Source organism: Desulfococcus sp. (assembly GCF_041737845.1).
GTDB lineage: Bacteria > Desulfobacterota > Desulfobacteria > Desulfobacterales > Desulfococcaceae > Desulfococcus.
The window spans coordinates 84,974-111,883 of the sequence record NZ_JBGSQX010000152.1; the positions used below are offsets into that span (position 1 = coordinate 84,974).

General features: G+C 58.5%; 26 protein-coding genes. 8 read left to right on the forward strand and 18 right to left on the reverse strand.

The window, feature by feature from the left end; genetic code table 11:
* Positions 1–7 precede the first annotated feature (7 nt).
* The 6 genes from ACEW8N_RS19095 to ACEW8N_RS19120 form a co-directional block, all read right to left on the reverse strand.
* Positions 8–418 (reverse strand): cysteine rich repeat-containing protein, encoded by a 411-nt coding sequence (locus ACEW8N_RS19095; protein ID WP_373501457.1) that lies wholly within the window; start codon positions 416–418, stop codon positions 8–10.
* A gap of 65 nt (positions 419–483) precedes the next feature.
* The gene (locus ACEW8N_RS19100) at positions 484–918 is read right to left on the reverse strand and encodes a response regulator transcription factor (protein ID WP_373501458.1); all 435 of its coding nucleotides are present in this window, start codon (positions 916–918) and stop codon (positions 484–486) included.
* 74 nt (positions 919–992) lie between these two features.
* The gene (locus ACEW8N_RS19105; RefSeq protein WP_373501459.1) at positions 993–1,316 is read right to left on the reverse strand and encodes a hypothetical protein; all 324 of its coding nucleotides are present in this window, start codon (positions 1,314–1,316) and stop codon (positions 993–995) included.
* Positions 1,313–2,182 (reverse strand): DUF2092 domain-containing protein, encoded by an 870-nt coding sequence (locus tag ACEW8N_RS19110; protein WP_373501460.1) that lies wholly within the window; start codon positions 2,180–2,182, stop codon positions 1,313–1,315. The genes ACEW8N_RS19105 and ACEW8N_RS19110 overlap by 4 nt, the downstream gene beginning before the upstream one ends.
* Before the next feature lie 155 nt (positions 2,183–2,337).
* Entirely contained in the window at positions 2,338–2,973 is a 636-nt protein-coding gene (locus tag ACEW8N_RS19115) for a response regulator transcription factor (protein ID WP_373501461.1), read from the reverse strand.
* The gene (locus ACEW8N_RS19120; protein WP_373501462.1) at positions 2,970–4,349 is read right to left on the reverse strand and encodes a sensor histidine kinase; all 1,380 of its coding nucleotides are present in this window, start codon (positions 4,347–4,349) and stop codon (positions 2,970–2,972) included. The genes ACEW8N_RS19115 and ACEW8N_RS19120 overlap by 4 nt, the downstream gene beginning before the upstream one ends.
* A gap of 1,342 nt (positions 4,350–5,691) precedes the next feature.
* Here ACEW8N_RS19120 and ACEW8N_RS19125 point away from each other — a divergent pair.
* From ACEW8N_RS19125 to ACEW8N_RS19140, 4 genes are all read left to right on the forward strand, one after another.
* Positions 5,692–6,690 (forward strand): TRAP transporter substrate-binding protein, encoded by a 999-nt coding sequence (locus tag ACEW8N_RS19125; protein ID WP_373501463.1) that lies wholly within the window; start codon positions 5,692–5,694, stop codon positions 6,688–6,690.
* A gap of 103 nt (positions 6,691–6,793) precedes the next feature.
* On the forward strand, positions 6,794–7,453 hold the full coding sequence (locus ACEW8N_RS19130) for a TRAP transporter small permease (protein ID WP_373501464.1): 660 nt from the start codon (positions 6,794–6,796) through the stop codon (positions 7,451–7,453).
* Complete coding sequence (locus ACEW8N_RS19135) at positions 7,450–8,730, forward strand: TRAP transporter large permease (protein WP_373501465.1); 1,281 nt, start codon at positions 7,450–7,452, stop codon at positions 8,728–8,730. The genes ACEW8N_RS19130 and ACEW8N_RS19135 overlap by 4 nt, the downstream gene beginning before the upstream one ends.
* Before the next feature lie 11 nt (positions 8,731–8,741).
* Complete coding sequence (locus ACEW8N_RS19140; RefSeq protein WP_373501466.1) at positions 8,742–9,275, forward strand: universal stress protein; 534 nt, start codon at positions 8,742–8,744, stop codon at positions 9,273–9,275.
* 78 nt (positions 9,276–9,353) lie between these two features.
* Here ACEW8N_RS19140 and ACEW8N_RS19145 read toward each other — a convergent pair whose 3' ends face one another.
* Both ACEW8N_RS19145 and ACEW8N_RS19150 read right to left on the reverse strand, forming a co-directional pair.
* Complete coding sequence (locus ACEW8N_RS19145) at positions 9,354–9,992, reverse strand: response regulator (RefSeq protein ID WP_373501467.1); 639 nt, start codon at positions 9,990–9,992, stop codon at positions 9,354–9,356.
* Positions 9,989–12,472: a PAS domain S-box protein gene (locus ACEW8N_RS19150; RefSeq protein ID WP_373501468.1), complete on the reverse strand. Its 2,484-nt coding sequence runs from the start codon at positions 12,470–12,472 to the stop codon at positions 9,989–9,991. Before ACEW8N_RS19150 ends, ACEW8N_RS19145 begins: the two co-directional genes overlap by 4 nt.
* Positions 12,473–12,843: 371 nt before the next feature.
* Between ACEW8N_RS19150 and ACEW8N_RS19155 the strand changes: the two genes are divergently transcribed.
* The 4 genes from ACEW8N_RS19155 (at position 12,844) to ACEW8N_RS19170 (ending at position 17,098) form a co-directional block, all read left to right on the forward strand.
* The gene (locus ACEW8N_RS19155; protein WP_373501469.1) at positions 12,844–14,181 is read left to right on the forward strand and encodes a VWA domain-containing protein; all 1,338 of its coding nucleotides are present in this window, start codon (positions 12,844–12,846) and stop codon (positions 14,179–14,181) included.
* A 185-nt stretch (positions 14,182–14,366) separates the two neighbouring features.
* Positions 14,367–15,476 (forward strand): SPFH domain-containing protein, encoded by a 1,110-nt coding sequence (locus tag ACEW8N_RS19160; RefSeq protein WP_373501470.1) that lies wholly within the window; start codon positions 14,367–14,369, stop codon positions 15,474–15,476.
* Positions 15,473–16,717, forward strand: coding sequence for a hypothetical protein (locus ACEW8N_RS19165; protein ID WP_373501471.1), 1,245 nt, complete (start codon positions 15,473–15,475; stop codon positions 16,715–16,717). The genes ACEW8N_RS19160 and ACEW8N_RS19165 overlap by 4 nt, the downstream gene beginning before the upstream one ends.
* An 84-nt stretch (positions 16,718–16,801) precedes the next feature.
* Positions 16,802–17,098: a hypothetical protein gene (locus ACEW8N_RS19170; RefSeq protein WP_373501472.1), complete on the forward strand. Its 297-nt coding sequence runs from the start codon at positions 16,802–16,804 to the stop codon at positions 17,096–17,098.
* 42 nt (positions 17,099–17,140) lie between these two features.
* Here ACEW8N_RS19170 and ACEW8N_RS19175 read toward each other — a convergent pair whose 3' ends face one another.
* The 10 genes from ACEW8N_RS19175 to ACEW8N_RS19220 form a co-directional block, all read right to left on the reverse strand.
* Complete coding sequence (locus ACEW8N_RS19175) at positions 17,141–17,929, reverse strand: dihydropteroate synthase (protein ID WP_373501473.1); 789 nt, start codon at positions 17,927–17,929, stop codon at positions 17,141–17,143.
* A complete protein-coding gene (gene cbiR, locus ACEW8N_RS19180) occupies positions 17,926–18,777 on the reverse strand; it encodes a cobamide remodeling phosphodiesterase CbiR (protein ID WP_373501474.1) in 852 nt (283 codons plus the stop codon). The genes ACEW8N_RS19175 and cbiR overlap by 4 nt, the downstream gene beginning before the upstream one ends.
* A 7-nt stretch (positions 18,778–18,784) precedes the next feature.
* Entirely contained in the window at positions 18,785–19,750 is a 966-nt protein-coding gene (gene cbiB / locus ACEW8N_RS19185) for an adenosylcobinamide-phosphate synthase CbiB (RefSeq protein ID WP_373501475.1), read from the reverse strand.
* Positions 19,751–20,055: 305 nt separating this feature from the next.
* Complete coding sequence (locus tag ACEW8N_RS19190) at positions 20,056–22,251, reverse strand: hypothetical protein (RefSeq protein ID WP_373501476.1); 2,196 nt, start codon at positions 22,249–22,251, stop codon at positions 20,056–20,058.
* A gap of 163 nt (positions 22,252–22,414) precedes the next feature.
* Entirely contained in the window at positions 22,415–23,266 is an 852-nt protein-coding gene (locus ACEW8N_RS19195; RefSeq protein ID WP_373501477.1) for a fibronectin type III domain-containing protein, read from the reverse strand.
* A gap of 394 nt (positions 23,267–23,660) precedes the next feature.
* Positions 23,661–24,629 (reverse strand): glycosyltransferase family 2 protein, encoded by a 969-nt coding sequence (locus ACEW8N_RS19200; protein WP_373501478.1) that lies wholly within the window; start codon positions 24,627–24,629, stop codon positions 23,661–23,663.
* A gap of 12 nt (positions 24,630–24,641) precedes the next feature.
* Entirely contained in the window at positions 24,642–25,091 is a 450-nt protein-coding gene (locus ACEW8N_RS19205; protein WP_373501479.1) for a GtrA family protein, read from the reverse strand.
* A gap of 28 nt (positions 25,092–25,119) precedes the next feature.
* Positions 25,120–26,214: a hypothetical protein gene (locus tag ACEW8N_RS19210; protein WP_373501480.1), complete on the reverse strand. Its 1,095-nt coding sequence runs from the start codon at positions 26,212–26,214 to the stop codon at positions 25,120–25,122.
* Between the two features lie 149 nt (positions 26,215–26,363).
* A complete protein-coding gene (locus ACEW8N_RS19215) occupies positions 26,364–26,522 on the reverse strand; it encodes a DUF5989 family protein (RefSeq protein WP_373501481.1) in 159 nt (52 codons plus the stop codon).
* Positions 26,523–26,536: 14 nt separating this feature from the next.
* A complete protein-coding gene (locus ACEW8N_RS19220; RefSeq protein ID WP_373501482.1) occupies positions 26,537–26,776 on the reverse strand; it encodes a hypothetical protein in 240 nt (79 codons plus the stop codon).
* Positions 26,777–26,910: the final 134 nt, after the last annotated feature.

The window sequence follows — 26,910 nt, forward strand, 5'->3', positions numbered from 1 at the left end:
TTTGGCTTTATTTCAGCCCGACTTCCTTGAGCGCGCCCTTGCACCGCTTGCTCACCTTGGCGTCGTTTTTTTTCAGGCACTCCAGCACGCGCCCCTCGCCCACCTGAACATCAGCGCAGTAAGTCATCAAATCCGCTTCGCACTCATTGGCGACATACCCCAGGGCCGCCACCGCCCTTTCGAGCCTTGAAGCCGCATCGTACAGCGCATAATCGCATTTTCCGGAGAGCTTATCCTGATGGGCATAGAGGCATGCAAGGACCCGCCCCTCGCCGGGCGTCACATCCTTGCAGTAGGTTTCGATCTCGGATTTGCAGCCGTTGGAGACGGTCTCGATGATATTCTCCTCCGCGGACAGGCTTCCGGCAACGCCAAAGGACATCATCACCACGCAGGCGATCAGAAAAACATGTTTCATGGACTTCTCCTTTCTTGACTCCGGTTTAGTATATTGATGATAGCCATCCAATCAACCCTCCTCACTTACGACTGATTCCCGGTTTTCTCTCCGCTGTTCCCCCCGGCTCCTTCAGGCGACTTCCGTCGTTGGCCCAACACCTTCCGGATCAGGCCCACCAGCGCTTCCTCCGTAAAGGGTTTTCGCAGAAAACCGGCTGCGCCGGCCTTCAAGGCATCCTCTTCGATCCCATCGTCTCCGTGGGCGGTGATAAAAATAACCGGCACATCCATTCCTGCCCGGTTCATGCGTTCCTGAACCTCACGGCCGGTCATTCCCGGCATCTGAACATCGATCACCAGGCAATCCACATCCTGGCGATTTCCCAGGGCCGAAAGAAACGCACCGCCGGATTCAAATGTCCGTACCCGCATTCCCCAGGCGTGCAGCAATCGCTTCAACGCCCTGGCCACTGAAGGGTCGTCGTCGACAACATGAACGAATGGCGCGATGACAGGCAATCGATTCTTCCGTTTCCTTGGTTCAGACCCTCAGCCTGCTGCAGCGGTCAAAGATGATGATCCGCCGGGCCGGCTCAATCGACGTATACGACGACGTACTGATTGTTGTGGGCCTGGTAATAGGTGCCGCCGCACTGCCAGAGTGTTGCGCCGTTTACGATGACGGTCCGGCATCCCGAGGGGAGGGACGCGGCATAGATGGTCGACCGGCGGATTACCCTGCGGGTCGTGCGCCGGGCGACGCCGGCCACGCTGCCCGGGGTTAACGGCCTGCCGATGACGGCCTGGGCGTTGCCGACCCCCCACCCTTCCGGGAGCCCGCCGTCCGATAAAAGGCCCCCGGCGATGAGACCGACTGCCATTGCCATTGCCTTGAATGCGGTTTTCCTCGTCATCATTGCGCCTCCTCCGTCAACATCGCTTCACCGACCGGGTTTACCCGGACGGACTCGATTTTTTTGGCCCCGCCGGGGAGATTGAAGTTGAAGCGCCCGGACGGAATCGCCGGCGTCGCATTCCAGTTGTAGAACCGGACCGCGTACTGGGGGGCGCCGGTGACCCACTTCGTGGTGATCACGTACTTGACCGGAAAGGGCGCGTCGCCGGCCTGGACCCAGAGCTGCCAGTCTACCTCGGCCTCCCGAAAGGCCAGGTAATGGCATTCGAGGCCGTTGACATAGACCATGCCGAAATAGGTGGCGCTCTGCACGCCGTCGATCAGTCCGGAATAGGGATCGGCATAGAGCAGGTCCGCTCCCGGTGCGTCGAGTCCGATCTCGCTGCGGACGGTTTCTATGGCGTCATCGATGCTTCCGGGGCTGTCGATCTGGAGATAGGCGTTGCGGTCCTTGCCATAGAGGGTCAGGACCTTGCCGTTAAAAATGAACTCCGTGTCGGCGAAGACCCCCCACCGATACATGTACAGCTTTCCGGGGCGCTCGGCCACAAGCGACGCGAAGCTGCTGAGCTGAAGCTTTTGCCCGTTCGTATCGATGTGTTCGTTGTCGATATCGACATCCACGCTGAAGGCGCGCAGCCCCCCCAGATAGGCCGACATCGACCGCAGGACCTTGTCCGCTTCCGGATCGATGCCCTCGGCGCTTGAGGCGGACACCGACATCCATCCAAGCACCAGGCAGATGCCCGCCGCCAGGACGGTTCGCCGGATGAGATGCCCCGCACCGCCCCTTCGGCCGGGCGCAGGCACCGCTCCGGGAACGGCGTCACCTGCGGGGCTCCCGCAGGGATTGCTTTCCCTCTTCATACGACTTCCTTTCTCTTTGTTGGACAGCGTCAAATAAAGTGGCTCTCTTGATCGACGGCAGGGAATAAGAAGGGCTCCAGACAAAAAGCGGCGCCCTTGTCATGGGTTCCATATCAGCCATCACAGCGCCGTGGATATAGGACCTTGGTCCTATGTCAGGCAGGGCCGCCGCTCGGACCGAGTTTTTGTGCGATGCGAACGAGATCCGCGAGGGACTGGGCATTCATTTTTTCCATCACGCGGCCCCGGTGGATTTTAATGGTTTTCTCGCTGGTCCCGAGTTCAAAGGCGATCTGCTTGTTCAGCATGCCGCGGACCACCAGCACCATCACCTCGCGTTCCCGCGGGGTCAGCACCGCATAGCGCTTCTCGACGGCTTCATGTTCCGCGCGCTGGGCGCGCCGCTCTTCATCGTATTGGAGCGCCTGCCGCACGGCGTTGAAAAGATCGTCGTCACGGATGGGCTTGGGCAGAAAATCCACCGCACCCGCTTTCATGGCCTTGACGGACATCGGGATGTCGCCTTGACCGGTGATGAAGATGATGGGGATCGAGGCACCCGAAGCCTGCATCTTCTGCTGGAGCTGGAATCCATCCAGGCCGGGCATCAGGATGTCGAGCAACAGGCAGCCGGGTGCGGGGTCCTGTCGCCAGTGATCCAGGAATTCATCCGCCGAAGCGAAGCTTTCCGTCTGGTAGCCGGCCGACCGGATCTGGCGCACCAGGCTCCTCCGAAATGAGGGATCATCATCCACCACAAAAACAGTGGGAAGGCATTCTGTGATGTTCATCCTGAGATCTGTCCATCGGTTGCCACAGGAAGGCTGACATAAAACGTCGCCCCCCCGTCGGAATTGTTTTCAAACCAGATGCTTCCCTTATGCCGGTGAATAATGGAACGGCTGATGGACAGCCCCATGCCCAGCCCCTGCGGTTTGGATGTGTAATAAGAATTGAAGATCCTTTCAGATTCTTCCGTCGGGATGCCTGTTCCGCTGTCCGCAACAGCCGCCAGGACCTGCGGCGCTTCCAGGCGGGTCCAAATCCGCAGCCGCCGCACTTCCCGCGATCCATTGTCCATGGCATCGAAGGCGTTCAGCAACAGGTTCAGGGCGACCTGCTGGAGCTGAATCCGGTCACCCGGCACCGGAGGAAGACGGGCGTCGAGTTCAAAGGAAACCCTGACATTGCGCATTACGGCATCGGTGTGAAGAAGCCCGACCACCTCGCGGAAAATCACATTGAGGTCCACCGGTTCAAAAACCGGTTTTGTCTTTTTTAGCAGTGTCCGAAGGCCGTTGATGACTTCACCGGCCCGGGCGTCGTCCTTTACGATATCGTCCAGGATCTCATTCACCTCCTCGATGTCCGGCGTCGGGGCGTTGAGGTACCTTTTGGCCGCCTGGGCATTGCTCATGATGGCGCTGAGCGGCTGGTTGATCTCATGGGCGAGCGATCCGGCCAGCTCACCCATGGTGGAGATGCGGCCGGCGTGGAGCAGTTCATCCTGCAGGCGCCTGGATTCCTGCCGGGCGAGATGCTGTTCCGTGACGTCTATCGCCAGAACATAGAACCCGTTCACAACCCCGCGATCATCCACGTCCGGCACATAAACGGCATCCATGTAAATGAGGCGTCCATCACCCAGATCGATATCCTGGACGTATCGAACGCGTTCACCCGACAGCGCCCTCTCGATATACGGAAGAACGCTTCTGTAGAATCGCTCCCCGGCCACTTCCCGGATGGTCCGCCCCAATGCCTCTTCCGGACTGACACCGAACCACGCCTTGTATGCGTCATTATTGAACCGGTAGCGATGGTCCGCGTCCACATAGGCGATCAGCACCGGCAGGGCATTCGTGATCATGCGAAGCCTCTCTTCGCTTTTCGCGAGCTCCCGTTCGGCAGCATCCCGGCGGCGCTTCTGAAAAAGAAGTCTTGCAATCAACACCGCCTGAAAGACCAGCAACCCGGCTCCCCCGACGATATGCCAATGGTACAGCGCCCATAGGGACGGCTGACGGAAATAGACCTGGCTGCCCCTGGGCAGTCGGCGCTCATCGATCCGCCACCGCTGGAGCGCCCGCCAGTCAAACGCCGCAGCATCGGATGGCGGCTTCGGCATGGATATGCCGGTTGCCGGCTCTCCGTCAAGGATACGCAAAGCGGCCTCCGCCGCCCATAATCCGTGGCCGCGTTCGTGCGTGTGTCGACCCCCGACGGTCCCGGATCCCAAGAAACTTTCGAACAGAGCGAATACGGGTGCGTTTGCGTCCGCGATGATCACTTTCAGTGCCTCACGCGGGTCGAACGACGTTCCAGCCGCGTCAACGATCATGATAGCGAAAAATATCGCGGAATTCTCCGGCAGCGCGGCGACGCGACGTTTTATGTTTTTTACCGACAGATGGTCCAGGTATGAAAAATTCAATCGGTCGGAAAAAGCGGAAAATTCGCGCCGGCATTGGTCACCCCAGAACCTTTCACGGGCGGAAGCGCCCAAAACAACGTAGACGTTCCTTGTATCGGGGAGGACCTGCAGAATGTCTTCCATCACCCCTCGCAGATTGATCTGCAAGGGAAGTACGGCGGCATTCCCGAGAACCGGTCCCGCATCCAGAACCTGTTCCGCCGCGCCGACAATCAATACCGGTATGGATGGAAAAAGATACTCCCGATGACGCGCCAGAAAAGAAAACGCCGACCCGCCGAAGGAGACCACCAGATCAGGAGCGTATCCCGAAAAACGCTCCTTGAGAAAATTGACAAAAGGCGCCTCCTGTTCAGGTTGAGTGAACCAGGCCATTCCAAGATTGACTTCTTGCAGGTCGATCGCCTCAGGCGATCGTGAGGAGAGCTCCGTCCGGAAGATTGAAATGACATCACTGAGGGGGCTGACATCGCGACCGAATGAGTCGAGAAGGAGGACGCGCTTGGGCGACTCCGCCGCCCGGGACCCTGGGCTGGAAAAAAGCAACATCGTCAACGCAATGAACAGCGGCAAGGCCGCCCGCATGCGCCACGATGGATGATATGGAACCGTTGATTGTAAATATTTCTTCATATTATTAGGTTATTTCAGCGGATTGCGCCGTCAAATCCTTGGAGGGCGATCGCAGGGGCATCCGGGCCGTCGTCGCTTCAGAAGGAGATATTCGCGTTCATTGCTCGATTTTGTACATGGAGCTTGTCATTTTGTCCAATATGATAATATTTATCATATAAGCATACGTCAATCCCGCAAACTCAACAAGCCTGATTCAATTCCGCATGTGAAAAACGAATTGACTTCCGGGTTTGGACCGGGCAACAGGGTTTCGCCCGCCGCCTCATCAGGCCCCGCGCCCGGAAGCCCCCTCAAGACCCACCGGTAAGAAAAAATCCGACATAAGATTCAGAACCCTTCTGATTGACGCTCTCGCTGCAATTCTATAGTGTTAGGCAACTTTTCATGCAAGCCCCGCTTGTGAAACCCACACTCAAAACATGAAACAAAGGAGAAGCATATGAAAAAAGGCATCGTATTTGCAGCAGTCGCCGCCATGGTGATCGCGGCTGCGTCAACGGCCATGGCCGAACCGATCGTCATCAAATTCAGCCATGTCGTGGCCACGGACACCCCGAAGGGGATGGCCGCCGATTATTTCAAGAAGCTGGCGGAAGAACGCACCAACGGCGCCGTGAAGGTCGAGGTCTACCCGAACAGCCAGCTTTACAAGGACAAGGAAGAGATGGAAGCGCTTCAGATGGGCTCGGTTCAGATGCTGGCGCCGTCCCTGGCCAAATTCGCACCGCTGGGGGTCAAGGAATTCGAGATGTTCGACCTTCCCTATATCTTCACCAACTATGAAGACCTGCACAAGGTGACCACCGGCCCCATCGGCAAGAAGCTGCTCACCATGCTGGAGCCCAAGGGCCTTCTCGGGCTGTCTTACTGGGACAACGGCTTCAAGGTCATGAGCGCCAACAAGCCGCTCCGGGTGCCCGCCGATTTCAAAGGCATAAAGATGCGCATCCAGTCCTCCAAGATCCTGGATGCCCAGATGCGTGCGTTGGGCGCCATTCCCCAGGTACTGGCATTCTCCGAGGTCTATCAGGCGCTGCAGACGGGCGTCGTTGATGGTTGCGAGAACCCGCCGTCGAACCTCTACACCCAGAAAATGTTTGAAGTCCAGAAATATGTCACCCTCTCCGATCACGGCTACCTGGGGTACGCCGTCATCGTCAACAAGAAGTTCTGGGAAGGACTGCCCGCGGATATCCGGACCCAGCTTGACAGCGCCATGGCGGACGCCACCATCTTCGCCAACAACATCGCCAAGGAACAAAACGAAAAGGACATGGCGTCCGTGAAGGCATCCGGAAAGTCCGAACTGATCTCCCTCACGCCGGAGCAGCTCGCGGAATGGAAGGCCAAACTCCTGCCGGTTCACGACAAGATGGCTGGTCGCATCGGCAAGGATCTGATTCAGGAAGTCTACCAGGCAACCGGCTTCAAGAAATAGGCCGCACACCCGACACGCAGGCGGATGCCGAAGCACAATGGTGCGTCGGCATCCGCGGCATGCACGCCGCTGTCATCACCATTCATTCGGAGGGCCCAGGGATATGTCCAACTTCCTGCAAATGTTTGTAAAATTTCTCGATCATCTTGAGGAATGGCTGGTTGCCACCCTGATCGGCGCCGCAACCATCATTATTTTTATTGCCGTATTGCACCGTTACGCCAGCGGCTGGCCCATTCCCGGGGTTCAGGACTGGCTGCTCACCCTCAACACGAGCTGGGCCCAGGAACTGTGCATTTATATGTTCGTCTGGATGGCGAAATTCGGCGCCGCCTATGGGGTGCGCACCGGGATCCATGTGGGCGTCGACGTCTTCATCAACAGCCTCCGGGACAAAACCCGCGCCAAGTTCGTCGTCATCGGCCTGAGCGGCGGGGCGCTGTTCACCGCCATCATCGGCACCCTGGGCTGGCAATTCGTCTGGGAGGTGGGCATGCGCTACGCCGTGGCCTCGACCTTCGGCTTCGACTGGCCCGATCTGACGGAAGGCCCGGTCTCCCCCGACCTGGAATGGCCGGTGTGGATCTTCTATCTGGCCGTCCCGCTCGGCTCCTATCTCATGTGCTTCCGCTTCCTCCAGGTCATCCGGAATTTCATCCGCTCGGGCGAGCTGCCCCATCACGACGCAGGCCATGTCGAGGGTCTCGACGATACCGACGGAAACGGTTTTCAGCCGCTTGGCGCACAAGGAGGCAAATCATGACCGCACTCATTATCTTCGGGTTGCTGACCGTGCTGATGCTGACCGGCATGCCCATATCCATCTCCCTTGGACTGACGGTTCTCACCTTTCTCTTCACCATGACCCAGGTGCCGATCGAGGCGGTCGCCATGAAGCTCTTCACCGGGATTGAAAAATTCGAGATCATGGCCATTCCCTTCTTTATCCTCGCCGGCAATTTTCTCACCCACGGCGGCGTGGCCCGGCGCATGATCAATTTCGCGACGGCCTTGGTGGGCCACCTTCGCGGCGGCCTCGCCCTGGGCGGCGTGCTGGCCTGCGCCCTGTTTGCCGCGGTCTCCGGTTCGAGCCCCGCAACCGTGGTCGCCATCGGCTCCATTCTCCTTCCCGCCATGGTCAAGCAGGGATACCCGATGAAGTTCGGCGTCGGCGTCATCGGCACCTCGGGCGGGCTGGGGATATTGATTCCCCCGTCCATCGTCATGGTCATCTACGCGGTCTCCACCAACGCCTCCATCGGCGAACTCTTCATCGCAGGAATCATCCCCGGCCTTCTTCTGGCGGCGCTCCTGATGTTCGTGACCTGGTTCGTGGCCAAGAAGCGCGACTACCCGCGCCTGCCCAAGGCGAGTTTCACAACGATGGTGAAGGCCTTTCGCGAGAGCGTCTGGGGACTCGCCCTCATCATCGTGGTCATCGGCGGGATCTACACCGGCATCTTCACGCCCACCGAGGCAGCGGCCATGAGCGCGGTCTATGCTTTTATCGTGGCGGTCTATATCTATCGCGACATGACCCTCAAGGAGGTGCCGAAAACCCTCCTGGCCGCCGCCAACATGTCGGCCATGATCCTCTACATCATCACCAACGCCGTTCTCTTCTCCTTCCTGCTGACCTCCGAGCAGATCCCGCAGCAGCTCAGCGCATGGATCAGCGGCATGGGCCTGGGATCGGTCGGCTTTCTGATCATGGTCAACCTCCTGCTCCTGGCGGCGGGCAACTTCATGGAGCCCTCCTCGATTCTCCTGATCACGGCGCCGCTCCTTTTCCCCATGGCCATGCACCTCAAGATCGACCCTATTCACCTTGGCATTCTCATGACGGTGAACATGGAAATCGGCATGATCACGCCGCCGGTCGGCCTCAACCTGTACGTGGCGTCGGGCATCTCCCACCTGGGGCTCACCGAGACGACCAAGGCCTGCGCGCCCTGGATCCTGGTGATGATGCTCTACCTGATCCTGATCACCTACGTGCCGGCCATTTCCCTGTGGCTGCCCACCCTGCTCTTTAGATAAGGAGAACAGTTATGATTCTTCCCAAGATTTCAATCAAAAAAATACTCTACGCCACGGACCTGTCCGACAGCGCCCGCCAGGCCCTGGCCTTTGCGGTCAGCCTCTCGCACACCTACGGCGCGGGCATCACCATCGTTCACGCCATCGACGAATCCCCGGGCATGGATGCCGCGGTCCGGTACCATGTCGGACCCCAGGAATGGGAACGGATCAAAAAGCGGACCGAGGACGAGGCCAGAAACATGATCATCGCCAAGCAGCATGAAGACAATCCGGCCATGACGGAGGCGCTGAAGCACCTGTTCCGGAATGTGGCGGAAAATTTTGAAAACCAGTCCTTCATTCTGGATGACGTGGTGGTGAAAAGAGGGCAGCCCGTTGACCTGATCATCGAAACAGCGGAGCGGTTGAACTGCGACCTGATCGTCATGGGCACCCAGGGTCACGGCCGGCTGGCGCAGATGTTCCTCGGAAGCACGGCCCGCAAGGTGATGCAGCAGTCGAAGATCCCCGTGCTGGTGGTAAGGCTTCCCGAAAGCGACTGAAAGCGGCGGGGGCGCTGGATGTAAGAAGCGGATTTTCTCAAATTCCTCCCGCCCCCCGGCCGGGACGCAACCGAAAAACTACAGCTCCACCAGCTTGTTCTGGATGGCGAACCGGGAGAGGTCGGCGTTGTTGCGCAGGTCGAGCTTCTTGAGCAGGCGGTGCCGATAGGTGTCCACCGTCTTGATGCTCACCCCGTAGGCCTCGGCGATCTCCCGGTTGGTCTGGCCCATGGCCAGCCGCCGGAGGACCTGGAGTTCGCGCATGGAGAGGGACTCGACGGTCGACTTCTGCCGGTCGCCCCGGAGCACCCGAAGGGCCAGAGCCTCCGCCGCATCCTCGGAGAGGTAGCGGTGGCCGGCGATGATCCTCCGGATGGCGCACACCAGCTTTTCCGGCGCGGACTGCTTGGTGATATACCCCATGGCTCCGGCCTCGATGGCCCGGACCACATACTGCCGCTCTTCATGCATCGTCAGCACCAGGACCGGCAGGCCCGGGTCCGTCTCGCGGAGGCGGCCCAGCACCTCGAGGCCGTCGATATCCGGCATGGAGATATCGACGACGGCGATGTCCGGCTTGTGCAGGGCCGCCTCCCGAAGGGCGATCCGCCCGTTTTCGGCCTCGGCCACCACCGTCATGTCGCCGCTCTCCTCGATGATCCGCCTCAGCCCCGCGCGGACGATACTGTGGTCATCCGCCAGCAGCACCCTGATCATGTTTCTTTCTCCATTTCCCTGTCTGAATTTATTGCGGAGACCGGCACGAGAAAGCGCACCCGGGTCCCCGCGCCCGGCCGGGAGTTGACCTCCAGGGTGCCGCCCACCAGGGATGCCCGTTCCCGCATGCCGGCCACGCCCAGCGCCCCCGAGGCATCCAGGGCCGACGTCAGGAAGCCCTTCCCGTCGTCTTCCACCGACAGCGCCAGGCTGCCGTTGCTCCCCTGGAGCCGGACCTCCACCTTGGCGGCCCCGGCATGGCGGGCCACGTTGGTGAGCGCCTCCTGGGCGATGCGGTAGGCGGCGGTGGCGACGGTGGTATCCATCTCCGGAACCCCCTCGGCGTCGAAAAGGCAGGTGATCCCCGTCCGCCTTTCGAAATCGGAGGTGTACAGCTCCAGGGCGTCCACCAGCCCCAGGTCGTCCAGGATCCCCGGCCGGAGCCGGAAGGCCAGGCTCCGCACATCCTGGATGGTCCCGTCGATGAGCCGGCACATGTCCCGGGCCCGGTCGGCGGCCCGGGTGTCCGCCGTCTTCAGCCGCTCCAGTACCCATACCGCGTCCATGCGGAGGGCCGTCAGCACCTGCCCCAGCTCGTCGTGAAGCTCCCGGGAAATGGCCGCCCGCTCCTTTTCCTGGTTGGTGAGGATGGCTGCCGACAGGAGGCGGAGCTGGTCCTGGGCCTTCTTGGCCTCGGTGATGTCCGTTGCGATCCCGCAGAGCCTGCGGACCTTCCCGGTTTCGTCGAAGAGCGGGAATTTGACCGTCAGATAGGTGTGGACCCCGTCTTTCTGGACGATCCGCTTCTCGACCTGGACGGGTGCGGCATTCTCCAGGACGTCGCTGTCCCCGGCCCGGAACTGGGAGGCCACGGCGGCCGGCAGGATCTCCTCGTCCACCTTTCCCCTTACCGCCTCGTTGCGAACGCCGAAAAGCTCCTCGAACCGGGAGTTGACGAGCATGTACCGGCCGGACAGGTCCTTGATATAGATGACCGCCGGGGTGTACCTCAGGATATCGCCGGTCTCCTTGGTCCGGAGCTGGACCTTGCGCTCCAGCTCCTTGGAATAGCGGCTCAGTTCCTCCTTGGCCAGCCGGAGTTCCTTCTCGGCCTCCTTCCGCTCGGTAACATCCACGGATACCGCAAGGGACCTCACGATCCTGCCGTCGGGGTCCCGTTCGGCGATGGCCGACAGGAGGATATCGATGATCTCCCCGGTTTTCCGGACATACTGGTAGGGGATCTCCTTGCAGATCCCCCTGCGGAAGAAGGTCGGAATGACATCGTCTTCGGCGAAGCGGCGGGAGCTTGCGGTCATGAAGTCGGTAAGCGGGCGGCCGATTACCTCGTCGTAGCGGTATCCCAGGGCCGTAAGCCAGTAATCGCTGACGCTCAGCAGGCGCCCCTGGGGGTCGATGGAGTGGAGCATCGCCGGCGTGTTATGGTAGAGGGAGCGGTAGCGCTCCTCGTTTTCCCGAAGGGCGATCTCCATCTGTCTGCGCTGCTTGATATCCTCGCTGGCCTTGTGATAGAGCACCATCACGCTCGCCCCGATGAGCAGGCAGAGCGCCAGGACGATGGAGCCGGTCATGCGGATCAGGGAGGCCTCGACCGGCCGGGAGATGACGTCCGCCGGCGAAAGATAATAGACCTTCCAGCCGGGGAAATACCGGATCTCCGTCTCATTGAACAGATACTTCTGCCCGTCGAGGACGGCCATGTCGGACTGGGCGGGATGGGTGAGGCCGATCCACCGCCCTTCGACGTCGCCGAATTGCCGGCCATGGTGAATCTGTTCGCGCTGCGCGCCTGTGGGCTCCCAGGCCAGTTGAAAGAGCCACCCGATCCGGTTGGTGATGAAGATCACCCCCTCGGGGGAGGTGACCAGCAGGATGTCCCTTCCCGGAAGGCCCAACCGGTCCTCGATCTCCTCGATGGAGGACTTGATGACCACAACGCCCAGGGGGTGCTGTTCAGACTCGGAAAAAACCGGGCGGCCGTTGTAGACCCCCCGCCTGCCCGAGGTGACGCCCACGGCCAGATACGCATGGGGACTGCCCGCCATGCCGTTGGTGAAATAGGGCCGGAAGGAAAAATTCTGACCCACGAAGCTGTCCGGACCGTTGCGATTGCTCGATGCCACGGTCACGCCCCGGCTGTTCATGAGATAACAGACATCCGCATGGAGGGTCTCCTGAAACCGGTCCAGCACCTCGTGGGCTCCCGCCCGGGCCTCCTCGGACGGCCGGTGGAGCAGGCGGATGAGGGCGGGTGCGGCCGCCAGGGTTTCCGTGACGCGCATATTTTCCGTCAGGTACTTTTCCAGGCTGTTGGCGATCAATATCAGGCGGGTCCTGGACTGCCGCCGCGACTCCATGACGGCCGCATCCTGAACCGCCTCAAAATAGAAAACCCCGCCGGTGGACGCGGACACCACGGCAAGGATGGACAGCACCAGCAGGATCAGGCGAAGGCGCATGCGGGTTGCTCCGGGTTCGGGCCGCCCCGCGGGGACGCGGGACCGGGAATGGAGGTGGATGCCTCATTTGTAAGCCGATCCGGGGAATTAGTCAATACGGGGGTTGCATGACGCCGGTTTTCCAAGAGGCCTGAAGGTGTCGTTTCCTGTTTTTAAGCCGCCCTTTCCAGACGAAGATGCCCCCGAATAAAATACATAGAATTTTTGTGATAGATTAACAAAAATTACTACCTTTTTTATTGATTTTCGTGTACATCATCCATCTCAAGATCCAGAAACTTATAATTTCGATTATAATCAGTATAGAGCCCCCCTTGTCAAAACCACCTGGCTTGAGGCTTCCCAGGCCAGGTCACGAGGAGAGATGGAATATGAACAACTGCAAAACCGTGACCTTCGGCCGCATGGCTGTCCTGATGGCCTGCATCGTGTTGATCGCCTGTTCGGGAGGCGGAGGTGGATCGGGAGCCCCCGATTCCGCCGCCCCTCCGGGATTGAACACCTCGCCCGGACCGGGGATGCTTCAGGTGGATCCGCCGGCCCATGATTTCGGAGTCGTCACGGATGGGAATGTACCCGCTCCCCTCAGGCTCAAGATCACCAATGTCGGGGGAGCGACGCTTCCCGTCCGCGATCTCGTGCTTTCGGATGTCGTGAATTTCAGGCTGAATCCGGGCGCCGAGACGAATTCCTGCGGCACCGGGTCACCCACGCTGGGCCCGGGAGCGACCTGCACCCTGGAGGTGGCATTTCAACCGACGAATTTTGGCAGCTATGAATCGGTGTTGACCGTCACCCCCGGCGAACCCGTGACGCCCGTCGCAACCGTTCAAATTAGCGGCACATTCGAGGCGGAAGCGGAGCTGAAAGTTCGCATCAATCAGGTCGAAACCGATTCCAAGTGCCCGGGGGCGGAGGTTACTGCCTATGTTTCCGTGACCGACCAGGGCGGATATCCGGTAATAGGTCTGTCGGAAGCGAATTTTTCCATCTTCGAGAACATGTCGCAGGTAGACTTTTCCAGGCCGCCGGTCTTTGTTTCGCAGGTGCATGCCCCCATATCCGTCGCCCTGGCCCTGGACTACAGCAAAAGCATCACCGACACGCCGGAATATGTGGCCGACATGGAAGCGGCGGCAGCCGATTTCATCCACCACCTGGGCGCGGGAGATGAGGCGGAAATCATCAAGTTCGGGACGGAGGTCGAGGTTTTCCAGGAATTCACCTCCGATAAGGCACTCTTGCTGACCGCCCTCCAGACCCCGTGGGTGAAGGAGGGCAAAACAAACCTTTATGACGCCGTCCAACGGGCCGTTCAGGACACCGCCCCCAGAAAGAATTCCCGGAAAGCCGTGATTGTCATCACCGACGGAGAAAACAGGGGCGATCAGACGAGATACAGCCTCAAAACCGTCATCCAATATGCCGGCAAGAAGGGAATCCCGGTCTTCACCGTTGGGCTCGGCCTCTTCGACAGCGGTATTCTTGAAACACTTGCCGACGGAACCGGCGGCCAATTTTACCGCGCAGCGACCTCCGACAATCTTGAAAACACCTACCTGCAGTTGGTCGATACACTTCTGCAATATCAATATGTCCTGTCCTATGTCTCACATATAACGGATGGAGCTTCCGCCGATCTGAGGGTCAAGACGGTATCCCAGACGATCGCAGGGGAGGATACCCGAAGGATCACGCCGTGTCCATGACAGTCTCTCCGACGGCGCCGTGAGGCCAGTTTTTACCTGGAAACGGGAAAATGTCGATTCCATGCCTCAGTGAATATGGTACCACGAGAGCTGCGCGCAGAGCGCAAGGCGGCAGGGCGGTACCTGCGCACCGCAAGCGGCCGGGGGCACCCCGGCTGAAGGCCGTCTCATAAAAGGAGTTTCCCATGGGCACAAACAACCTCTTCTTTCTGGAAAATATCGAGTGGTTTGATGAAACGGGCCGGGAACTGGTCCACCGGATCCCCGAAAGCGGGTCGGGAGAGATCAAGTACGGGGCACAGCTCACGGTGCGGGAAAGCCAGGCCGGGGTCTTCGTCTACCAGGGCAAGGCCGTGGGGGTTTTCGGCGCAGGCCGCCACACCCTCAAGACCGCCAACATCCCCCTGCTCACCAAGATCGCGGCCCTCCCCTGGGGCCTGTCGAGCCCCCTTCGGGCCGAGGTCTGGTTCGTCAACATGAAGGTGTTCACCAACCTGAAATGGGGGACCCGGGACCCGGTGGCCTTCAAGGACGCGGAGCTGGGCCTGATCCGGCTCAGGGCCTTCGGCGTCTTCAACCTCCAGGTCGTCCAGCCCGTCCTCTTCATCAACCGGCTGGTGGGCACCCAGGGGGTTTACACCACCGAGGCGGTGGAGGATTACCTGAGCCAGGTCATCGTCTCCCGCTTCAACGACACCATCGGCGAAAGCCTGGGCACCCTGGCCCGGCTCCCGGCCCGGTACGAAGAGATCTCCCGGAGCCTTTCCGATCGCCTCCAGGCGGACCTCGGCCATTTCGGCCTGCACCTGACCCATCTCTATATCAATTCCATCACGCCGCCCGCCGAGGTCCAGCAGGCCATCGACGACCAGAGCCGCATGGAGGTCATCGGGGACATGGACCGGCTCATGCGGATGAAGGCGGCCATGGCCCTGGAGAAGGCGGCCGGAAGCGGGGCGGGTGAGACCATGGGCGCAGGCCTCGGATTGATGATGCCCGCCATGTTCGCACGGTATTTGAATCCGGCGCCGACCGGGGCGGAAAAAACCTTCTCCTGCCCCGAATGCCGGAGCCCGGTTCCGGAGAATGCCCGGTTCTGCCCCCAGTGCGGCCACCAGCAGGTGATCTTTGCCCAGTGCGCGGGCTGCGGCAAGAACCTGACCCCCAACGCCCGCTTCTGCCCCCGCTGCGGCTGCGCCACGGCGGAAAAGCCGGCCGCCGGACCCTGCGCCAAATGCGGTGCGGAAAACCTCCCCGAATCCGTTTTCTGCAACCAGTGCGGGGAGCGGCTGTGACGACCCTCCGGGTCGAACACCAGTGCCCCCAATGCGGTGCGCCGGCCGTCCTGGAAGAGACGGACCGGATCTTTACCTGCGGATACTGCCGGGTGAGTTCCTATCTCCTCCAGGACGGATGCTTCCGCTACATGCTGCCCCACGCCGCCCCCGAGGGAAGGAATCTCCTCTATTTTCCCTACTGGCGGTGCCGGGGCATGCTCTTCTCGTGCGGGCCGGACACCATCCACCAGCGGGCCGTCGACCACAGCCTTCCGGCAGCCCCCGCCGCCTGTTTCCCCCAAAGCCTGGGGCTGAGGTCCCAGGCCATGACGCTCAGGCCGGCATCCGGCGGGAACGGAACCCGCTTCATCTCGCCGGCGGCCGCGGCCCCCGATGCGGTTCTGGATTTCAAGGCCCATTTCCGGAGGGTCCTGCCCGAACCGGTCCATGTCGATGCCCTCGTCGGGGAAACCCTCAGCATGATCTACGCGCCGTTTTATGTGGACAATGCCCTGATGGACGCGGTCCTGAACCGCCCGGTGGCCCAGGCGGGCCCGGCCGAAGAGGCCATTTCCGATCTTCCGTCGGCCGGAGCCGACTGGACCCTCCGGTTCGTCCCCACCCTCTGCCCCAACTGCGGCTGGGACATGGCGGCGGAAAAGGACGCCCTGTCCCTTGCCTGCCCCGGGTGCCGGACCCTCTGGCGGGCCGGAAAAGACGGCCTGAAACGGATGACCTGCCTGACGCTCCCCGATTTGGATGGGTTTACGGAAGGGCGGCTCTTCCTGCCCTTCTGGCGGATCACCGCGTCGGTTTCGGGCCTGCCGCTGGCCTCCTACGCCGACTTTGCGCGGCAGGCCAACCTGCCCAAGGTTCTCCGGGACGGCTGGGAGATCGTCCCCTTCCATTTCTGGACGCCCGCCCTGAGATTGTCGCCACAGGGGTTCCTGAAGGCTGCGTGCGCCATGACCCTTGCCCAGCCCGGGGATGCCCCGGCCGGGGAGCTCCCGGACGGCCGGTGCCACCCGGTCACCCTCGCGTTCACCGGGGCCGTGCCGGCCCTCAAGATCCTCATGGCGGCGCTGCTGCGCCCGAAGAACCGCATCCTCCCTCGATTGGCGGGCATGACCGTTTCGGTAAAAGACGGCCTCCTGGTCTACGTCCCGTTCCGGGAAACCCCCCATGAATACGTCCATTCCCGCTTCGGCCTCTGCATCGGCAGGAACATGCTGCGGCTGTCCCGTCAGCCCCGGGGATAGAGCGCCCACCACATTTATCTTGATCAAAGGCCGCGATTCAAGATATCCAGAAGACTGACTTCCACATACTTACAGGAGACCCCCATGAGCCACCATCACGACCACGGCGATCATCATCACCACGACCATGACAGTCATCACCACTCCCATGACCATCACCACCACCACGAACCGGAAGCCATGTCATTCGAGGAAAAAACCAGGAAGATCCTGGCCCACTGGCAGAAGCACAATTCCGATCATGCCAAAACCTACGGGGATTGGGCCGGGAAAGCCCGGGAACACGGCATGGACGAGGTGGCGGGCCTGATTGGCGAGGTCGAGGAGATGACGCTGGCCATCAACGTCAAACTCGAGGCGGCGCTGAAAAAACTGGGGTAATCGCCCGGGCCTGGGCGCCCCGGCGCCTCCCCGCTTTCGGAGCTACCAGCCGGCCCAGGTAAAGATCCGGTCGCCGGCCAGGGCGTTGAAGGCCCTGACCGTCATCACGCTTTCCGTGTGAAAGACGTTCATGAGGGCCATGGAAAGCCCTGCGGCGGCCAGCATGGGAAGGTAGGTTCGTTCGAGGCGCAGTTTCTTATCCAGCGGGCCATGCCCCGTCGTCAGGTTGGAGATCCCTGCGATGGTCCTCACGGGGAAGCCCAGCAGATCGGGCAGGGTCCGGATCACCGAGAGGATCTCCATGTCCTGGCGGTTCCCGTCCTCCCACATGACCGGCGCGACGATGGGGTCGATGATCAGCCGTTCCCGGTCCACCCCCGCCCGCTGAAACGCCCCGAACAATTCCACCGCGACGTTGAGACGTTCTGATTCATCGGCGGGGACGTGGCTGTTGGGGTAGAGAAGGTATCCGATGATGTCCGCGTCGTACTTTCCGGCCAGGGGCAGAATCCTCTCGAGCTTGGCCGGCTCCAGGGAAAACCCGTTGATGATGGTCCGGCTTTTCGAGACCTGAAGCCCGGCCTCCATGGCCTTGGGGTTGGTCGTGTCCAGCAGGACCGGCAGATCGGTGATGGATTGAACCGCCTCCACCAGAAAGGCCATCTTCTTTTCCGGGTCCCGGGAAAGGGGGCCGGAGTTGATGTCGACGGCATCGGCGCCTGCGGCGACGCATTGCCGGACCAGCTCCCGGATGGGCGCCGGGTCCATTTCCTTGACCGCGCGGTCAACGGCCCCATGGGTGATCTGCAGATTATCCGAAACCACGATCATTTCCTGTTGCCCTCCCGACAGCGTTGCCATTGGTCTTCCAGAACCCGCAGGGACGGGACGAGGTGACGATAGGAAAAGACCTCCAGGGAGACCACGCCCTCAAATGCGCTCAATATCTCCATGATTGAAGGAAAATGGTTCGGGGCCATCTCGTCCAGCCCCACATGGTCCTGACCGGCGGACTTGTCCCCGCCTGCAAACCGGACGCCGTGAAGATGAATGAGGGAGATCTTTTTCCGAAAGCGCTCAAAAAACCCCAGGGGATCGACGCCGTAAAGGATCAGGTGCCCGATGTCCATGCAGACGGAGAGGCCGTAGTCTTCAATGAGGGGCGCGGCCCACACAAAGGGATAGTCGAGGGTCTCGACGGCGAGCCGGTCGCTCCGGACCCCTGTGCCGAGGAGGGCCTCAATCCCTCGGGCTGCGGCCTTCCGCCATTGGTCGACCCCTTCGGGATCCGCGGAATACCCTTCGTACGGCAGATGAAGGGCATAGGCCGAGGGAGAGAGGGGGGCGGTTGCCGCGATAAACCGTCCGAGGACATCGGCCGCCCAACCCCGCTCTTCGCCATCGGCAGCGGCGAGGGAGACGTCCGTGGGGAGATGCACATTGTAGCCGGTATCTGTTTCGGCGGAAAGCCGGCCAAGGGCCTCCACGGTCTCTTTGGACGGGAGACTGTCCGGCCGGCGGCTCTCGAACATCAGGAGTTCTATCTCATCAAAACAGGGGGCCAGGACCCGGACATTGGGGATATAGTCGTCCGGAAAGATGAAGGATGTCGTGCCCAGTCGGAATGGATAGACACCCTTGCAGGACGGTGGCGGCGGATAGGCCGGGGAGGCGGTCATCGTCTGGTCAGCCTCCCCACGCCCTTGAAAACATCCCGGCATACCAGATGATCACGAACCACAGAAACGCGGACAGCTCCAGGAGGTCGCAGGCCCTGGGAATATCCTTTGCGGTGACATCGCCGAACGCGCCGCCGATATAGGGCTTGTCCACCACCCTGCCGTGATAGACATTGGGGCCCCCCAGCTTCACCCGGAGTGCCCCGGCAAAGGCGGCCTCGGCCCAGCCGGCATTGGGGCTGCTGTGGCGGCGGCCTTCGTTTGCGGCCATGCGGAAGGCGGGGATGCCGCGGCGGTTGAGAAGCTGTGCGGCCAGCGCGATGACGGGCGCAGAGAGCCGGGCCGGAAGGTAGTTGGCCGCGTCGTCGATGCGGGCCGAGACCTTACCGAACTCCCGGTAGGCGTCATTCTTGTACCCCACCATGGAATCGAGGGTGTTCACCATCTTGTAGGCCGCAGCCAGCGGCACCCCGCCCAGGAGGAAGAAGAAGAGCGGGGCGATGAAGCCGTCCACGAGATTTTCCGCCACTGTCTCCACCGCGGCCCGGGCCACGCCGGCATCGGATAGCCGATCCGTCTCCCTTCCCACGATCATGGAAAGCGCGGACCGTGCCGCGGCCAGGTCCCCCTGCCTCAGGATACCATAGATCTCTCCTGCGGCGGCGGAAAGCCCCCGGGCGGCGATGCAGAAATAAAGAGCTATGATCTCAAGAAGAATCTGAAATTCAGGTGAAATGACGCAGGCCGCCCCGAACATTAGGGCGACAAGCGCCCACGTTCCCAGAATGAGGGAAAGGGCAAAAAGTCCGCCGGAAACCGTTGGCGGAACGGGGAGTTTCCGGAAGCGCGGCTCAAAAAATTCGATGGCCCGCCCCATGCAACGCACCGGATGGTGGGCGAATTGGGGATCGCCGATGAAAAAATCCAGCAAAAACGCGGCGGGAAGAACCAGCCACTCGGCGGATAGCGTCACCTCTTGCCTCCTCCCTTGGGGCATTGCCTGCATACGGCCGGTTTTCAGACCGGCATGCCCTGAAAACAAAAACGGGGGAGAAAACGATCCCTCGGTAGAAACCGAAGAACCGTTTTGCTCCCCCGCCGAAGTACCAGAAGATGCGGTAGGATGTCAATCCATACCATTTTAAAAAGCGCCGGCAAAACCATCCTGATGCCGGAACGGCCTGCCGGCCTTCACGGTAAGGCACGGCGGACGGACCTGATACGGCTGAGACCGGGCCGGGCAGGCGGGGTCTCAGCCGGGGTCGGGACCCTGTCAACTCATTGCGTAATCCCGATACCGTTGAACAGAACTTCCGTGACTTCATTGGGGCCGGTCTTTTTGTTGTTGAAGCCCCCGACAGTCAGCGTATGCCCCCCCGCCGTCAAATTGATGTTCAGGGTGACCTGCTGCCAAGCGGAATCTCCGATGCCGCAGATCTGTTCGAGATAATCCTTCCCGCCCAGCCCGACGAGCTTGCCGTCCACCGACACCAGGGCCTGACCGCACTCATCGGCGTCATACCGATTCGTGATCAGCCGGTACATCAGGTTGATCTGGGCGCTGCCGCTGACAGGGGCCGTGAACTTCGACGTCCAGCCGCCGGACATGCCGTTCGTGATGTCCTTTTCATCAATGCCACCGAGCATGACCTTCAGCGCGTCGCCTTCGGTGCTCCCTGAGGCATAGAGAGCGTTGTTGGTGCCTCGGAAGGTGTTGTCCGAATAGCCAAAGGCACCCAACACCGGCTGCGATCCGCCGCCATCCACCTGCGTGATGACGACATCATCGATGAACACCTCCGCCTGCTCCAGGGCCCCGGTCTTTTTGTTGTTGAAGGCCCCGATGGTCAAGGTGTGGGACCCTGATGCCAGGCTGATCTCAAAGGAGGCCTGTTTCCATCCGGAATCACTCCTCCCGCAGATCTGTTCGATGTAGTCGTTTCCATTCAACTGAAGCAGCTTGCCGTCGATCGCCGCAAGAACCTGTCCGCATTCATCGGCGTCGAACCGATTGGCGATCAGACGGTATTTCAGGGAAATGCCCACCATGCCCCCGGCATTCAAGTTAAACGTATCCGTCCATCCTCCGGACATGCCATTCGTAATGGCGACGGTATCGACCCCGCCCACGATCACCCGCAGCGCCCCTCCGGAATAACCGCCATTCGCCACAAAATCACCTTTAGCATACAGCGGGTTTTTGGTGCCGCGGAAGGTGTCGTCCTTATAAACAAACCCTTCAGCCCCTGTAGTGAAGCTCTCTGAAAACAGCGTTGAACCGCAGGCCCCCACGCTGACGCAGTCGGCGTCGGCGCAGTCTGTACGGCCGTCGCCGTCGTTATCGTAGGCATCGGCGCAGGAATCCTCCACCTGCTCGCACAAGCCCCCGCCGGGGCCTTTGAGCCCGCCACAATCCGCATCGGCGCAATCGGTGGCGCCGTCCTGGTCATTGTCGATGCCATCGCTGCAGTTGGTCTCCTTGCTCGGGGGCTTGCAGTTGGTGGCGCCGATGCAGTCCGAATCTGTACAGTCGGTGTTGCCGTCCTTGTCATTGTCAATACCGTCGCTGCAGTTGGTCTCGGTTTTCGGCACAACGCAATTTGAGGCGGTTGCGCAATCGCCGTCCGCGCAGTCGACCTTACCGTCCCCATCATTGTCGATCCCGTCGCTGCAGTTGGTCTCGGTTTTTGGCGCAACGCAATTCGAGGCGTTGGCGCAGTCGCTGTCCGCGCAGTCGATCCTGCCGTCCTTGTCATTGTCGATGCCGTCGCTGCAATTGGTCTCCGGCGATGGGGCGACGCCGCCGGTCACGATGAAGTTGGACGGATCCGGCCGATTGATTTCATCCGTATTCTGAGGGACACTCTGGTTTTTAGTTAGCCAGATCTGGTCAACATGCGACCCCTTGTCCCGCCTAAGGATGGCAAACGACCTCACACCGGGGGTCGGAACATTGAAGCTGACCTTGAGACCGCGCTTTTCCGCCCCACCGCCGTCGGTATACCACGACCAATTGCAGCAGGTATTGGGAACCCAGATGAAATATGCCATGGGATCACTCCCATAGCTTACCTCTTTCCCGTCGACGGTGGCAAAAAAACCGTTCTGGGTATGGTCAATGACATAGGTTCTAAAGTGAATATAGTAGGTTCCGGCGGTCTTAAAGTCGATATCATATTCCGCCCGTATGATACCGTCTTTGTAAACCAGCGTCGATGGGTCATTTTTAGTCGATTCGATATATCCGGTGCCTTTGAATCCAGATTTTGCTGTATTTACAAACCATTGTCCACCAATGGTTCCGCCAAGCCGGGTATATTGTTCGGCGTCGATCACGACCTCGTCATTGACGGTTTTGAATGTTGCCGCTGCTGCGGTGTCCAACGCACCGATCGCCAAAACCAGAAAACCGACCGACATCAGGCGGACTGCTGCATTGAATACAACCCTCCCGAAAGATATCTGTTTTTGCATGTTTTCCAATCTCCTTCTTCTCCTTGTAAGCTTTAAAGAAATTAAAATTCAATAGGTTATGCAAAAGAGGGTGGTTTTCGCTTTCACATCCTAAAAATGAACCGCCTTGTTCAGGGCCAACCCGTGCTTTTGCAAAAAAGTAGGTTATGACCGTAGGGCCTAGCTACGGCTGTTGTTTTATTTCTATCCCTTCGAAGAAGATCTCTCCATATTCATTGAGCCCGGTCTTTTTATTATTAAATCCGCCGACCGTCAACCTGTGGGACCCACCTGAAAGATAGACCTCAAGCGCAACCTGCTGCCACCCTGAATCGCCTATTCCGCAAATTTGGTCAACGTAATCTTCACCGTTGCAACCGGTAAGATTACCATCGACGGCAACCCAAACCTGGTTACATTCGTCAATGTCATACCGGCTGGTGATCAATCGATACATGAAGGATATGGTGGCATAACCGTTAGATTCCACATCAAATGCCCCGGACCATCCGCCTGAAATCCCATCTATAATGTTATTGATGTCAACCCCGCCGAGGGTCACTTTCAGCGCCTCCCCCTCGATGCTGCCCGAGGCATACAGGCCGTTTCGGGTATCGCCGAATGCTGAGTCCGCGTATTTGAAATCATTTGGATAAAAAATCTCGCTGCCGCTTCCCGGCTCCGCCGCTACTGCAGGAGTATACTGGATTTGGTTGGAATAAGGGCTTTCAACGCCGCCAGTGCTATAGGCGGTTGCGGCAAAATAGTAGGGTTTTCCCGGCGTAAGGCCGGAAATCACGCAACTTGTGGCATTGACCACATTGACACAGTAATCGTAGCTTTTGCTGGAAGCTCCATAATATATCTTATATCCTTTTAAGTCCGACGCTACAATTTTTCCCCAAGCCAATGTCACCTCGGCCGAATTCGCCTTTCCAATAAACAGAAGGAAGCCCGAAAGCAAGAACACCATGCATATCGAACGCGATAAACAGAATCGAAAACCATTTGGAAACGCTTGAAGTTTTTTTCTCATATCCCCTCTCCACAACCTGAAATCACATCGCCTGAAAATTACCAATATGATATTATTTTGTTATAATTACAAAACCTTAATATCTGTCCAGAAACAGCACAATTTCAAGTAATTTATATATTGGATTGGATTATTTCTGTTAATTTTTCACATTTCCCAACATGTAACGCCCACGACCCAGCTTTCTCCGGGCAAAAAAAAAGCCTCCCGATAGAGAGGCTTTTCGATGTAATTTCAAAAAGATGGGATTACAATGGCTTGGCTCAACCCTTCCCGTTGTATCGTTCTCAGGAGTAGATCAATTAGCCATTTTTATCAATTTTTGCAAGCTATTGTCACTTAAATCGAACCGATCCTGATTCTGCAAAAAAATATCCGATTGTTTTTTGCCGCATCAGCGGCCTTTGGAGGGAAATTCCGCCGCCATCCCTTTTTCGGAAAAACAAGATTTATAGACATCCACCAAATACAGCGGGCGCCGTTTGGTCTCATCGAACATTCTTCCAAGATACTCCCCGATCGCCCCCATGAACAGCAATTGGATCCCGCCAAGAAAAAGGACCACCGCCATGAGGGACGGATAGCCTCTTACCGGATCGCCGAAAAGAAGTGTTTTTGCTATGATGACCGCCCCGTAGCAAAAGGATCCGAGAGACAGCAGCACTCCCACATACGAGGCGATCTTCAGTGGAAGGGTCGTGAAGGACGTGATTCCGTCGAGTGCAAAATTCCACAATTTCCAATAATCGAATTTGGTCTTGCCGGCATAACGAGGATCACGGGAATAAGGCAAGGCGATCTGGCGGTAGCCTATCCAGGCAAAAAGACCTTTCATGAATCGGTTGGACTCCGGCAGGCTGCGCAATGCCAGGACCGCCCTTCGGCTCAATAATCGAAAATCTCCGGCATCCTTTGGAATGCTGAAGCGCCCAACCCTTGCCATCAACCTGTAAAAGTACTTCGCGGTGAATTTCTTGAAAAAGCCCTCCCCCAGACGCTCCATACGCTGCCCGTAGACGTTGTCGTACCCCTCCCTCCAAAGTCGAACCATCTCCGGGATCAGTTCAGGGGGGTCCTGAAGATCGGCATCAATGATCACCACCGCATCGCCGTCCGCGTGGTCGAGACCGGCCGATAGCGCCGCCTCCTTCCCGAAGTTTCGGCTCAGGGCGACATAGCTCACGCGTTGGTCTTTCTCACTCAGTTCCTGGATCACCGAAAGGGAACGGTCACTGCTCCCATCATTCACAAAGAGGATCTCCCCCCTCATATCGATTCGATCGAGCACCGCCCCAAGCCGCTCATGCAATTCAACCAAGCCATCCTCCTCATTAAAAACCGGAACGATCACGATAAGAAGCACATGAGACTCCTTTCAGGTTCTTGCAAACGTCCATATACGATTGAGCATGAAGGTGGAGAGAAACACGGCTCCAGTGGCGATGACTTGAGATATCAGATATTGCAGGCCGGCAATTTCTGAAAGCGTGTAAAAGACGCCAAGATTTAAAAAGAAGCCTCCCAATGCCACGCCATAGAACTGAAACGCCGTTTGCCGCAGCATTTGTTTCGACTTGAACACCCAGATATGGTTCAATATGTGGTTGATGACCGCCCCGACCACAAACCCCAGTGAAGTGGCTGCAGTTGGGGACATCAGGTCAAACTCAACGCCCATCGCCAGCACGGTGTAATGTGCCAGGGTACCCACCAGCCCTACCATGCCGTATCCGATGATCTGCCTTGCAATTTTTTTTACCTGAGCTTCCATCATCCATATTTTAGGCAAAATAGCGTATTGAGTTCTCCGATCGTGATCGGTCATCGTTCCTGTGCGCGGCCAACCCTGTGAACTAAAGCCGCTGAAACCGCTCTGCGATTTCCGGAACCAACTGCATTTTTTCATACAGCTTACGGGCTATGTATGCGTTTCCTTTCTCCGAATAATGTCCGTCGAAGAGCTGGCCTACCTCTTGGGTGGAATATTTTCGAATCTCCTCAATCAGGTCAATCAGCACAAAACCCCTTTTTTCGGATTCGGCGTGCAGAAATTGGCGCCACTTTTCGGAATGTTTATCCTTGTAATCCGTCACTGTCGGCAAGTGAACCAGGACCAGAATACTGTTTTTGTCTTTATTGATCCGTTGGAGGTCCTCAATGATCTTTTCAACCACTGCCTGCGTCTCGCGATCCTTTTGATCCTGTTTTCCCAGTTCCAGCGAAGCATCTTTTTTGAACAGTTTCTTTTTCAAGATTCCGATCATTTTGATGGAATTCAACTGGCTCAATTCCTGCAGATACAGCGGCAATCTGGGGAAGAGATAAGACTGCTTCGGAACCGGATCGTTCACGTTCACAAGCCTGTTATCTTTCAGTACCAAAAGCGGTTTGCCATACCCAAGAAAGGTGCCGCTTTGCATCCGGGTAAAATCCGGGGTAATAAAGGCAAAGAGATGAACATCATGCCCCAGCTTGGGGCTGTTTCGCTTATACCAGAGATATGCCTGGTCGAAGCCGTATCCCCCCTGCCCCAGGTTGACGCTTTCAATCCGGTTGTTCATGGATTCAAGGAGGCTGCACCACACCTCTTCATTGCCGACGCCATAACCCATCGTAAAGGAGTCGCCCGAGCAGATCACCCTCACCTTCTTGTCGGGCACATCCACTCCGAATTCTTTATCATTACGAAACGACATGGAATTGGTGATGAACGTTTTCCCTCTATACATATTCCTGATGTTAAGGTTGGGCAGATTGATCCAGCCGATCTCCGAATCGTATTGGGTGTGTTTCCTCTCGGATACCAGCCCCTGGTGGCGTGCGCTGCGAACCAGGAGCAGGATGCTGGTCATCCCCTCAAACAGCAGGAAAAGGATCAGCACGCCGAACAGATTCACCAGTATGATGATGGATACTTCCCGAATTGACCAAATGATTTTGTTCGCCATATTCCCCCTTGCCGCACTGAAGTCATTTTGGATCGGGGATCAGAGCTGTCGGCCGATGCATTCCATGCTCCATCGCGCCGTCAGTGACCGCCCGATCCCACGAGAGCGGCTTCGACTGCCTCGTATTCCTTCGGATGGGATTTCTCTCCCTAAAACAAGGCGTAAATAAACGGAGCGATCGCGCTGCTCTGGGTGAAAACGATCAGGCCGCTGAACAGAAGGAGAAACAGGACAATCGGCAGGGGCCAGAAACGCTTTCTCTCCTTCATCATACCCCAAAACTCTTTGACTATACTTTGATTTGGCATCGTATTTTCCTTTGTTAGAATCTTTTCAAGAATTGTTCCTTGGATTGAGCGGCTTCCTTCCGGGGGACCCAATAAGAGGGCAGTTCCCTGTCCGGCTTCACGGGCAATGGACGCCCGCCGAAAATCCGTTTCATGAAAGCCGCCGGGGTAATCACGAGATAGTAGGCCAAGGTCAGGACCAGGGCCGTGACACATCTGCCGATGAAATGGGCAACCTTGAGCCATCCCAGAAAAACCGGCCGCAGTGCGTACATTCCGCACCCCAAAGGTGCAATTACTGATTAATTTATTTCGTAACGAAAACAAGCCCATGATGGCTTTAATATATTGATATCATTGTAAATAAAAAAATCTAGACATTTCAACTAGTTGCTGATATCCTTCCCTC